General features: G+C 34.0%; 10 protein-coding genes. 2 read left to right on the top strand and 8 right to left on the bottom strand.

Annotated elements, in window-relative coordinates; all coding sequences use genetic code 11:
* From ABWU64_RS01010 to ABWU64_RS00995, 4 genes are read right to left on the bottom strand one after another with little or no spacing between them, the layout of a single operon-like run.
* Positions 1-477 (bottom strand): hypothetical protein, encoded by a 477-nt coding sequence (locus ABWU64_RS01010; RefSeq protein ID WP_341815491.1) that lies wholly within the window; start codon positions 475-477, stop codon positions 1-3.
* 7 nt (positions 478-484) lie between these two features.
* The gene (locus ABWU64_RS01005) at positions 485-964 is read right to left on the bottom strand and encodes a hypothetical protein (protein WP_341815492.1); all 480 of its coding nucleotides are present in this window, start codon (positions 962-964) and stop codon (positions 485-487) included.
* A 10-nt stretch (positions 965-974) separates the two neighbouring features.
* Entirely contained in the window at positions 975-1196 is a 222-nt protein-coding gene (locus ABWU64_RS01000; RefSeq protein ID WP_143689781.1) for a F0F1 ATP synthase subunit C, read from the bottom strand.
* A gap of 60 nt (positions 1197-1256) precedes the next feature.
* On the bottom strand, positions 1257-1982 hold the full coding sequence (locus tag ABWU64_RS00995) for a F0F1 ATP synthase subunit A (protein ID WP_353279673.1): 726 nt from the start codon (positions 1980-1982) through the stop codon (positions 1257-1259).
* Between the two features lie 237 nt (positions 1983-2219).
* On the opposite strand from ABWU64_RS00995, the gene ABWU64_RS00990 reads away from it, so the two are divergent.
* Both ABWU64_RS00990 and pheT read left to right on the top strand, forming a co-directional pair.
* Positions 2220-2507, top strand: a complete 288-nt coding sequence (locus tag ABWU64_RS00990) for a hypothetical protein (RefSeq protein WP_341815494.1) — start codon at positions 2220-2222, stop codon at positions 2505-2507.
* Between the two features lie 112 nt (positions 2508-2619).
* Positions 2620-4959 (top strand): phenylalanine--tRNA ligase subunit beta, encoded by a 2340-nt coding sequence (gene pheT, locus ABWU64_RS00985; protein WP_353279672.1) that lies wholly within the window; start codon positions 2620-2622, stop codon positions 4957-4959.
* On the opposite strand, the gene ABWU64_RS00980 is transcribed toward pheT, so the two are convergent.
* The 4 genes from ABWU64_RS00980 to miaB form a co-directional block, all read right to left on the bottom strand.
* A complete protein-coding gene (locus ABWU64_RS00980) occupies positions 4956-7592 on the bottom strand; it encodes a hypothetical protein (RefSeq protein WP_353279670.1) in 2637 nt (878 codons plus the stop codon). The two genes, pheT and ABWU64_RS00980, sit on opposite strands and share 4 nt — an antisense overlap.
* On the bottom strand, positions 7571-7717 hold the full coding sequence (locus ABWU64_RS00975) for a hypothetical protein (protein ID WP_353279669.1): 147 nt from the start codon (positions 7715-7717) through the stop codon (positions 7571-7573). The genes ABWU64_RS00980 and ABWU64_RS00975 overlap by 22 nt, the downstream gene beginning before the upstream one ends.
* Before the next feature lie 44 nt (positions 7718-7761).
* Positions 7762-10932: an isoleucine--tRNA ligase gene (gene ileS / locus ABWU64_RS00970; protein WP_353279668.1), complete on the bottom strand. Its 3171-nt coding sequence runs from the start codon at positions 10930-10932 to the stop codon at positions 7762-7764.
* 429 nt (positions 10933-11361) lie between these two features.
* On the bottom strand, positions 11362-12684 hold the full coding sequence (gene miaB, locus ABWU64_RS00965; RefSeq protein WP_341815498.1) for a tRNA (N6-isopentenyl adenosine(37)-C2)-methylthiotransferase MiaB: 1323 nt from the start codon (positions 12682-12684) through the stop codon (positions 11362-11364).
* Between the last annotated feature and the right edge of the window lie 151 nt (positions 12685-12835).

The following is a 12835-nucleotide window of genomic DNA, read 5'->3' as shown; positions in this document are numbered from 1 at the left end:
TTAATGCAACTTTTTGCTCAAGTCACGTGAAAACGAAGATATAACCTCACTACTACGCTTATCATCTTTACGTTCATGCATTATTTTTTTTACAGCATCAGCAGCTATACTCGCTGTGTTAGCTTGTAAATCCCCAAGAGCTTTTTCAACTTGGTCAGTAACTTTCTTCAAATTAGAATGGGCATTTTCATCTAACGTTTGATCGAGTTTCTGTCTATTATGCTTAATAATACTATTAGCCTTATCAAGTGCTTCATTCATCATTTTGTTAACTTCTGCATCTAATTTTTTGTATTTTTCAGAAGATTTTTTGTAATACTCCAACATATCTTTTCTGAATTTTTCAATTTCTTCACTTGAAAACTTGCTTTTGTTACGTTTATTGTTAAGCGCGTTTTTTATTACCTTCCCTAGCAATTTATATGAGAGGATAAAACCTACTAAAAAAGCAAGGCTTATAACTAGTAATGTAGACATAAAAACTCTAAAATTCTTTGGATACCAAATCAGCAACAAATTCCTCTTCAATCTCAGAATTAGTTAACTTAGTATAGTAAATCAAAGCAATACTAGTAGCCATTTGTTTTAATTCACTAATATACTTAGATTTAAATTGTACTACCTTTTCTTCAACAAGTTTAATCATCTTCTTGTCTTCCTCTTCCAATATATCCTTAACATTCGCTCTCATTTCTTCTACTTGAGCAAATGCATCATTTATGATTTTTTTTGCCCGTACTCTAGCTTGATTTAAAGCTGCATTATACTTGACAATTTGCTCTTCTGTAAGTCTTAAAAGGTGAATAGAACTATTAAAAGAATCCAATACTCCTTTACTCCTAGTATTTAGTATTTCATCTAATTTCGGTAAAAATAAACAACTTACTACAAAAAAAAGCGAAGAGAAGAAAACTAAAAACCAAAAAACTTGAGAAAAGAAAGTTGAAACATCAAGCTGCGGCATGTGTCAAACACTACAATATTAATATCATCGCAATTACAAACGCAAGAAATCCCATAATCTCAACCATAGCAGCACCAACATAAACGTAAGTTTTCATTTGACCTTCCGATTCAGGGTTTCTCGCAATCCCACTTAGCATAGTAGAGAAAATATTAGCTACACCCAAACCAGCACCTAACATAGCAAACGCCATCAAACCAACCGCTACAAATTTTAAAGCTACTAAATCCATATACTACCTTTAACTATTCCTTAATAATATTATAAAATGTTCTACAGGTAAGTCAAGCACTCACTTTACTGTATCTGACAAATATACGCACGTTAATATAGTAAATATATAAGCTTGTAAAACTGCAACAAACACTTCAAACCCTATTAGTGCAATTATAAACAAAAAAGGTGCAGGAGTGAAAAATATGTTCATATTTACGATAAACCCCGCTATTACTTTGATGATCGTATGGCCAGCAATCATATTTGCTGCAAGCCTTATTGATAGGCTAATCGGTCTTACTAAATAAGCAAACAACTTAATAATAATTATTACAGGTGCAAGCCACCAAGGAGTTCCTTTTGGTAGCAATATGCGTAAAAACTCTACTCCCCTTTCTTTAAACCCAACAATTGTTATATAAGTAAAAACCACCATCGACAAAGCAAAAGTGACTATTACATGACTTGTGACCGCGAAACTATAAGGAAGAACACCAACTAAATTACACGATAAAATGAAAATAAATACTGTAAATATCAAAGGAATATGCTCCAAACCTTTGCTTCCAGCGTTACTTTCTATTATTGAAACAACAAAATCATATACATATTCAACTGCAGCTTGCAAATATCCTGGTATTACTGCACCTTTTCTTATTCCAAAGAGCAAAAACAGTACCATTAATATCACCGAGATCATCATAAAAAGAGATGAGTTGGTAAAGTTTATGTCATACCCAAATAATTTTGGTAGTTCTATTATTGTATATACTTTAAATTGTTCTAGCGGATTTAACGCCATTTTGACCCTGTATACTTAAACTGCAACAGTAAATAAAGTATGAATTTTATAGGACAAAGTCAAGAATTAAGATAAGGCTCTATGTTATTATAACATTGATACATTAACAAAATATGTAATTAGAGTGTTAATTACAGTCAGCCTTGTATTTTAAAATTTACTAATCTTATTAAATTGTTCAATATCTTGACTTAACATCTTATTTTAGTTATAATTTAATTTTTAGTGAGGTATATAATGAACGAAATAGATTTTATTAACACTAATCATCCTTTAAATTTAGAGCAGGAACTTGGCAACGGATACATCAAATTGACAGATTGTTCCTTTAATGAATATACTGGCCATTATCAAATAGGAAGCGAAATACTAGATGAAAGCCATAATATGATAGGAAACTTAACTATTGATGGTTACATTTATGATGCCTATGCAGATAACCACAATATGAATCTTAAATTCTTTACGGAGATAGATTTAAAAAGTGATATAGAGAAGATCAATTCTCTTCAGAAGAAGATATAAAGTTACAAAAGCTTCTGCATCATTGTTTATGATGTAGAAGTATTCCACTACAACAAGCTTTAAAAGCACTACATTTTATATTACAATAACTTTTTTGTTTCTTTAAAGATCCATGAAATTCACATTATCTTGGTTATTAGAGCACTTAGAAACCAATGCTAGTTTAGAAGAAATTACCGATAAATTAACTCATATAGGGTTAGAAGTAGAAGATGTGATCGATAATTCCAGATTGACTGGGTTTATCGTTGCAGAGGTATTAGAAGTCGTACCTCATCCAAATGCTGATAAATTAAAATTATGTAAAGTAAATGATGGAAGCAAAATTCTACAAATAGTTTGCGGAGCAAACAATGTTAGAGAAGGTATGAAAACTGTACTTGCATCTCTTGGTAGCACATTGCCAGAAAGCGACTTTACAATTAAGCCTACAAAAATACGAGGAGTGCTAAGTGAAGGGATGCTCTGCTCTGCCTCTGAGCTTTCGCTGACTCAAGAGGAAAGTGAAGGAATCATTGAGCTTTCTGATGATTATAAAGTAGGGAATAAATTTTCCAATTGCGATCCTGTAATTGACATAAACATCACTCCAAATCGTGGAGATTGCTTAGGCTTATATGGAATAGCTCGAGATTTAGCAGCAACTGGAATTGGAACGTTAAAGGCTTTAAACATTCCACAACTTGCCTGCTCTATAAATTCACCAGTAAACGTCAAAGTTACTGACGGGGAGAGCTTTATTAGTGGAATATACATCACCAATGTAAAAAATAGAGAGAGCCCAAAATGGTTAAAAGATAAATTGGAATCGATAGGAATGCGCTCCATTTCTGCAATAGTTGATATTACTAATTACATCATGATATCCTTTAACCGCCCAATGCATGCATATAATGCAAAAACAATAGAAGGAGAGCTTGTAGTACGCAAAGCAAACGACGGAGAAAAATTTATTGGTTTAAATGGTAAAGAATACTCATTAAATAAAGACATAAGTGTTATTTCTGATGATAAAAACGTTCATGCAATTGCTGGAATTATAGGTAGTAAGTACAGTGAATGCACTCTTGAGACTACCGAAATCTTTTTAGAGTCTGCTTGGTTTGACCCTATTTCTATCACTAAATCTTCAAGGCAGCTAGGCATCTCCACAGACTCAAGTTACAGATTTGCACGTTCAGTCGACCCTGAATTTATCTTTGATGGAATCAATCTTGCAGCCAAAATGATTTTGGATTTATGTGGTGGAGAAGTGTCAAGTGTAGTGTCTGCTGGCAATCTAAATAAAGCTGATACTAAGGTAAATTTTGATTATCAAAACGTAAACAAACTTGGAAGTGTATATGCATCACCTAATGAGATATTTGATATTTTAACAAAGCTAGGGTTTGGTATCGATAAAAAAACTGAATGCAATTGGGATGTACAAGTATCAAGCTGGAGACCGGACGTAACCATACCTGCTGACTTAGTTGAAGAGGTAGTAAGAATATACGGCTATGATAAAATAAAGGAAGAGCAACTAGCAGAAGACGTTACAGTAGAAGAAGAGACACAAGATGATTTGCGCATTTTAATGACAAGCAGAGGGTTTCATGAAGTGATAACTTGGTCTTTTATGAGTGAATCAACAGCTAAGAAGTTTGGTTACTTGAATAAATTATTTATTATCGACAACCCATTTAATAATGACTTTAATATAATGAGACCAAGCATCATACCAAATTTGTTAAAAGTTACTACAGATAATACTGCCCATGGTACACCTGATTTTGCAATTTTTGAAATTGGGCCAATTTATAATAACGAAGCTCAATCTAAGTACGTTTTAAGTGGAATTAGATCAGGAAATAATTCGCCGAAAAACCACTATAACACTGATAGAAAAATAGATATTTTTGACGCAAAGGCTGACCTCATAACAGCTTTGGAACTTTTTAATGTCAATTGTGATAATTTAGCAATAGAGAGAGCAGAAAAAGAATATTATCACCCAGGAAAATCAGGCTCCTTATCTTTTAGAAGTAAAATAGTTGGTTGTTTTGGAGAATTGCATCCGAGTATATTGGATTTTTTTAACATCAAACAAAAAATTGTAGGCTTTGAGTTGATATTAGAAAATATCGAAAATTTACCTATAAGTAGAAAAAAATTTATCGATTATAAATATCAAAGTGTAAAACGCGACTTTGCATTTATTGTAAATAAAGATGTAGCAGCAGGTAGTATAATCAATATGGTGAAAAAAAGCTCAGAGCTCATCACAGAAGTTTTGATATTTGATGTATATCATGGAAATAATATAGAATCGAATAAGATGTCTATAGCATTTTCAGTTACTTTCTGCTCTCCAACTCACACTTTAACTGAAGAGGAAATCCAAAAAGAATCAAATATGATAGTCAACTTAGTGTGTAAAAATACTGAAGGAACTTTGAGAGCTCATCATTAAGCCGTAACCGCCGTTTCCTGATTTTGCTGTGTCACGTTTACTTCATCCAATTTATTTCCTATCTTGAATTCAATATCTTTGAAAAATCTATCCCACATTCCATGCAAATGCTCTTCTATTTGAGGCCACACATCACTTTTAAATGTCGTTCCATCATCAGAAAATAAATTGCCTAAAAAGCCTCCAACTCCTTCATAACTTGATTGAAAATGTTGAAGAAATGTCTCTACTTCCTTATGAGTATCATGTGCCACACTCAATGCTTTCCCTTCTGTGCTATTATCTTTGTTTACAGTAGCTGACCATCCAATCACATTATAATTAAAACCAACTTTGAGAGAGTTCCAAATCCTCCACAAACCACTCTCATTATCTTTTGGTACATTATTTATTATAAGATTTGCTAATCTATCTACTAGAGGAGACAATAAATCTTGACAAAAGTGTTTGATATTATCTTTCATTTTAATTACAGGACTTTTTATGCACTTTTCTGCCAAGTAGTACTCAAGTTCCGCTTCCTCTAATAACTTCTTAATTGCTTCTTCATCAAAAATTTCATGCTCGAATGCTTTAAGTAAAGCATCTTCTATTATTGCAAATTTTATTTTTTCACGAGATTCCAGTTTTTCTCTATAATCATTTTTTGTTTTTTCATTTATCAACAATCCTTTTTCTTCTAATTCTAACTGTTTTAATGCTTTCAGAATTTCTTGGTTATTTTTCAAGTGCTTCTCTATTAATTTTGTACTTGGATGCTTTTCTCCTTTTCTCTTTCTCTCATCTTCTAAGTACTTATTTAAATCCTCACTTTCTTCTATTACTTCTCTTAACGATATAGGTTGATCTAAGCATTCTGCAATTTTCACTCGGTGCACATTAATCCTCTGTACTAAATCCGGCTCCTTTTCCTCTAACAGCTTACATGAATTCTCTATACCCTTTGCTTGACTTTTAAACAAATCTTGTGTTTTACGTTTCGTTATTTCTAAATACATCTTTGCTATAAAATCATTCACTTTACCTGAAGCTTCTTCTAAACTTTCCCCATTCAAAGGACCTTTTATCTCCTCTTCTAAATCTCGAAACTGGTCCATTAAGCTTAGCATGCCTAATAGGCCTAACTCACCCTTTGCTTTTTTCATTACTGATTTTACTAGCCTTCGCTCAACTTCTTGATCACCATACTCGAACTTAAAAAGACCTTCTAATTTCCTTTTTAAATCATCGTTTGTTAAGTTGTTTTTTCCTTCATTATATACTGCTTTCAGCTTTTCATGTATCCCAGTATATCTTACTTGTCCTTGTTTTTTTAAATCTTTAATTATTTCTTTAGCATCATTCAGAACTTCCTCTGTTTTTCCAAGATCTGTATCCTTATAAACATCAATTATTGTTTTCCTAGTTATTTTCCCTTCTTGTATAAGTCGCTCCCATTCTGCTTTAAATACAGGAAGCTCACTATCGTCTAGGGCATTTGGCACTTTTGCTCCTGCTTCTTTTAGATCCTTTATTATCATCTCTTTCTCATTTGGTAATTCCTTACCTTGACTTTCTAACTTCTGCTTCACTAAAGTATTTTTTAGCTCATCTTCCAGCGAAAAATCTTCTCCCCGTCTATTCTGCTGAAACTTAATTGCTTGTATAAAGGCAACTTGATAAGCATTTTCTATTAAGTGAGTTGTCAACTTAGAACCTATACTACTCATCACTTTCAACCTGAATTCGTTCAATAATTCCTTCAATTTATCACGTGTAATCTCTTCTTTTTCTAGCTTCACCAGCTCTTCCATAGTTTTTGCGAATTCTTGAATTGAAGTTGCAATCACATTCTTAATTTCATTATGCAAGGGCTTAAGACCATTGTTTAAATTGATACTAGCTGATAATTTCAGTATGATATTATGCTCTAAATCCGGCTTCACACTAAACCATTTATCATTTCCATTTTCACATAAATCTCTAAGCAGTTGTTTAAATTGCGGTGGAAATTTTATTTCCATATCCCATGTAATGTTTGGTTCAGGAAACCCCGTTTCATGAAAAGATATCTCAATATTTTGGTGCTTATTAGAATATCGCCCCATACTTATTTTAAGAACAGCAACTAAAGAGTGAGATAACTCTCTATTTAAAAGATAAAAAGTAGCCAAAGCAATTGTTGCAGGAACAATTAAGGCTACAAGCACAGTCACATTAACAAAAATTGCTATTGCAGCAAGAGCACCGTATGCAAATCTTCTCGATACACTTGTTTCACTCTTTTTTGCCTTACCTTCCACTACACCTTCTTGTGTCTTGCTGTCTGCTTTAAATCTACTGTATATGACTAACCCCATTGCAACAAAAGCAATATAAGGAAGCATTAAAACTGACAGAGCTAAATTTAATACTTTTTTCTCCGGGCAAGCTCTGTTTATCTCTTTAAATATTCTACTTGATATATTATACCAGGAAGTAAAAAAGTCAGAGTTGTAATCTTTATAATGAAATATACTGAGTGGAACATTAAAAGCAGCTACCTGTTTAGTTAACCAATCTTGCTGACTTATAGCATCAAAAAATTCTTCTCCCTCTTCTGAATTAGCAAGACCTAAATCATTCCCTTCTTCTACATTAGAAACATCTTCCATAGCATCAAAAACTCTTCTTCCTCTTCCAAAGCAACATTAAAAATAGATTCTACTTTACCTAAACCATCACTGTTGTTATTTAAATCAATAACTTCTCTATGACCATCTGCAACAACTTGATTCATATCACCACCCTACTTAAAGCAATTTAAGTATAGCATAAACATTACTAATTTTGCAACTTTATTAACTTAATACCAACTGTCAAACCTTGGTATTCCTTAGAATAGAAATCGGCCTCGATCTCTTTATTAGTGTCCAAAGATAAGGCAAGGGTCTGCTCTTTTATATATTTATTCCATGTAGTTATTGCTTCCTTAATTTTCTCATCTTCTGCTTTAATTATTACTCTGATTCTATCTGATATATGAAAATCAGCTTGTTTTCTAGTTTCTTGAATAAGCCTCACAACATCTCTTGCGAGTCCTTCTAGAATTAGTTCGTCATTGAGCTCAGTAGTCAGAACAACAATCCCTTTATTGTTATCAAATACAGAAGAATATTCACTATTTGCTTTTAACAATAGTTCATACTCACCTTTTTCTATAGTATAGCTCTCTGTTTCATCTCCCAGAAATATTTGCTCATTCTCAATTTGTCTCCACTTTTCTTCTTTGACATATTGAACTAGTTTCTTGATTTTATCTGCAACCTTCTTACCAAGTAGCGGAAAATTTAGTTTTAGCTCTAGTGACGCAACTTCTTTCAACTCACTTACTATTTCTAGTTCTTTTACATTCACCTCATCTCTTATTATCTCTTGATATTCATTTTCAAGGAAATCGCAGGAAGACCTATGATAAATGGTCATACTGCCAAGTGGCTGCCTGATGCGCATGTTAAACGTATTTCTGATGGATAATGCAGAGTTACATATCTCTCTTACCAAATCCATCTTGGCAATGAATTCACTGTCATATCTATCTGATTGTGGAAAATCAGACAAATGAACAGATGTTTCTTTGTACTTAAGCCCTTGCCATATAGTCTCTGTTATGAGTGGCAACAAAGGAGCTGCAGCTCGAAGCATGTAATAAAAAACTGTGTACAGAACATTATAAGCGTCGGTTTTATCTTGATCTAAGTCACTTTTCCAAAAACGCTCGCGACTGCGACGAATATACCAGTTATTTAGCACTTCAAAGAAATCTGTCAGGATTTTGCAAGCCTCCTGGGAGTTATAGTTGTTCATAGAAGCTTGGATACCTTCCACAGCTTCAAAACATTTGGAAATCATGTAACGATCAATAGTACTTCTATAGTCCTTGCAAACTTCAGCTTTAATCCCATCTGCATTTGCATACATAGTGAAAAAGTGATAACTATTCCAAATAGGTTTTATTACGTCCTTCAGAATATCTCGTATTGATTTTCCTTCTTTGTCGAGTAGTAAATTACCACCGCAAACAATGGAACCAGATAGCATAAGAAAACGCAGCGCATCAGAACCATATTTGTCAAAAACCTCCATTGGATCTGCATAATTATTCAAACGTTTGGATAATTTCTGACCTTTCACATCAAGAACCACACCGTGGCATATGCAATTCTTAAATGGCTCACTATCAAATAAAGCAGTGGAAAGCGCAAAAAGCGTATAAAACCATCCTCTTGTTTGTGCTATATATTCAGTAATAAAATCCGCAGGGAAATTACTCTCAAACCACTCCTTATTTTCAAACGGATAGTGAATTTGCGCGAACGGCATCGAGCCAGACTCAAACCAACAATCAAACACATCAGGCACACGACGCATAACTGATTTTCCTGTTGGATCATCAGGATTTGGTCTTGTTAAAGTATCGATAAATGGTCTGTGCAAATCATCTATTTTAACATTAAAATCTTGCTCTAGTTCTGCTATCGAACCATATACATCCACTCTTGGATATTTTGCATCATCTGATTTCCACACAGGAATTGGCGTACCCCAAAATCGATTGCGTGAAATAGACCAGTCATGCGCTCCTTCAAGCCATTTTCCAAATTGACCATCTCTTATATGATTTGGCATCCAATTAACTCTCTTATTTAGCTCTACCATTCTGCTTTTGAACTTTGTCACAGCAACGTACCAAGAAGGCATAGTGCGATAGATCAAAGGAGTATCAGTTCTCCAGCAGTGAGGATAATTATGAATATGTTGCTCAGTCTTAAACCAACTCCCCTGCTCTTTTAATTTTTTTATTACTGTATCATTGGCATCAAAAGCATGAACTCCTGTTAAATCTGAAACTTCTGCAGTAAATTTCCCACCGTTATCAATTGGACAAACAGCTCGAATATCATGGCTTTGGCAAAGGTAAAAATCTTCTTCACCAAATCCAGGAGCAGTGTGCACAACACCAGTGCCGTCTTCTGCTGTAACATAATCAGCACTGAAAACACGGAATGCATTTTTTGTATCTTTAAAGTAATCAAACAGTGGTTTATAGGAAAGACCTGCAAGATCACTCGCTTTAAGTTTTGTATTACAGTTTTCATATTGAATATTGCTTTGTTCACAGTGGCCGACAAATTTCTCTAAATAACTTTCAGCAAAGATGCAGACTTCACCATTTACTAACATTGCACAATACTCAATATCTTTTCCTATTGCCAGTGCAAGGTTACTCGGCAATGTCCAAGGCGTTGTAGTCCAAGCAAGTAATTTACATTTTTGTTTAAATTGCTTTGGATTTTCTAAAAGTTCAAACGCAACAGTTACAGCTTTGCTAGTTTTTTCTCTATATGCGTTATCAAGCCTTGTCTCAAAATTAGATAATGGAGTTTCACATGCCCAACTATAGGGAACAACGCGTATTGATTCATACACCAGACCTTTATCATAAAGCTGCTTAAATGCCCACATGACCGACTCCATAAATGATTTATCCATGGTTTTATAGTCATTGTGAAAATCTACCCATCTTGCTTGTCTATTTACATACTTCTCCCATTCTGATGAAAATTGCATCACAGAAGTACGGCAATGATTATTGAATTTTTCAATGCCAAACTTCTCTATCTCAGTTCTGCCAGATATTCTAAGTTCTTTTTCCGCGCCCATCTCAGCCGGTAGCCCATGGCAATCCCAACCAAATCTACGTTCAACTCTTTTTTGCAGCATGGTTTGATATCTTGCAAATGCGTCTTTGATGAAACCAGTGAGTAAATGTCCATAATGCGGAAGCCCGTTTGCAAACGGAGGCCCATCATAAAATACAAAGCAATTATCCTTAGAACGCTTCTCAACTGATTGCTCAAAAATTTTATTTTCCTGCCAAAATTTTATGATTTCCTTTTCTAGTAATGAAAAATCAGGACTACTGCTTGTATCAGGATAATGCTTCATATTCATTCTGACTGGATAAAGTTAAAGAATATAGAACTTTTTGGAAAATTACAAATTCAAAAACTCTATTTCTATAAACATAAAAAGGTATTGACATTATTATACAGCATACTAATAAATCAGACTTATTTACTTAAGTTAAAGATGAATAAAGACAATAACAGTTGGCCTTATCAGAAATTTCATAATGCTAACAAAAGCAATAGTAAAAGCAGCTTTATTTGGGGATCGCGTTCTTATGAATACAAGAATTCTGGAGAGATTGAAAAAATACGCTATCAGTGGGAAAAGAAAAAAAATCCCGCAAATCTATTATATCAAATCTCGTATGATTGCGTAACACAGAGTTGTAGTTCTTTAAGTATTAAACCTAGATAACTTGAAAAAACCACATAAAGCGCTTCTGCGCAAGAACGCAGGAGCACTTTTTTGTAACTAGGCAGCACATCCCAATAAACTATTTTGCCGAGCTTCCAACACTCTTACATTTACTATTTTATCTCCGTACTTCCCTTCAGGATCATCAATGCAAACTGATTGCATATATGGACTTTTGCCAATAATTTGAGCTTGATGTTTGCCTTTTTTATCACTGAACAGAACAGGAATAGTCTTGCCTACCATACTTTTATTAAACTCAAATTGTTGTTCACTAATTAATTTTTGTAAACGAAGAAGGCGCTCTGTTTTAATCTCTTCTGGTACTTGATCTTTTCTTTCTGCTCCCGGCGTACCTGGTCTTGGGCTATATTTAAAACTATAAGCCTGAGCATACTTTACTTTTTCCACTAATTTCATAGTTTCTTCAAAGTCTTTTTCAGTTTCTCCAGGAAAACCAACGATAAAATCAGAAGAAAATTCAATTTCAGGTTTCAATTTGCGCAATCTGTCTATTATTCCCAAGTATTCCTCTGCCGTGTGTTTTCTATTCATTGCATGCAATATTTTATTCGAACCTGACTGCACAGGTAGGTGAACAAACGGCATGAGTTTTGATTCCTCCGCATGTACCAAGTAGAGAGATTCGTGCATATCTCTTGGATGAGAAGTTGTGTAGCGGATTCTTTCTAGGTTTTCAATTTTAGCAATGTGACTAATTAATTTTCCTAAATCCCACACTTCTCCTCCGCACTCCCCATGATAAGCATTGACATTCTGACCAAGCAAAGTAATTTCCTTTGCTCCATTTGCAACTAACTTCAATGCTTCACGGAATATTTCATTTACTGGTCGTGAATACTCAGCCCCGCGAGTGTAAGGCACCACACAAAACGTACAAAATTTATCACAACCTTCTTGTATGGCAAGAAACGCAGAAAACCCTTGACTATTGCCATAACATTCATTTGGCAATTTATCAAACTTCGCAACTTCTGGAAAATCAGTATTTATTACATGACCTTTACTTCTGCTTGCTTTTACTATCAATTCCGGTAAAGCAGCAATACTCTGCGGACCAACAACAATATCAACAAAAGGAGCCCTTCTGAACACTTCTTCTCCCTCCGCTTGAGCCACACACCCGGCCACCACTATAGTAATTTCCTTATTTTTTTGTGATGAATGGATTCTTCCAAGCTCTGAGTAAAGCTTTTCTGCTGCCTTTTCTCTAATATGACAAGTATTCAATATCACCAAATCAGCTTGTTCTACATCACTAACAATGTTGAATCCTAGAGGCTTAACTATATTCTCCATTAAAACAGAGTCATAAACGTTCATCTGACAGCCGTAAGTTTTAATGTATAGGCCTTTCATATTAAAAATTCTTCATATAAATCCTAGCAAATTATAGGAAAAACTGAATTCTAGTACAACAGCCAATAAAGATTGCTTGACAAACCTTCTCGCTTTCCTTACCCCAACAGTAGAGGTATTTTAAGAGCTCAAAAATCTATCTTCGTCTGCA

This window comes from Wolbachia endosymbiont (group B) of Xanthorhoe designata, assembly GCF_964028585.1.
Classification (GTDB): domain Bacteria; phylum Pseudomonadota; class Alphaproteobacteria; order Rickettsiales; family Anaplasmataceae; genus Wolbachia.
Note: the sequence above shows the minus strand (reverse complement) of the source record. Positions and strands in the feature narration are given on the sequence as shown.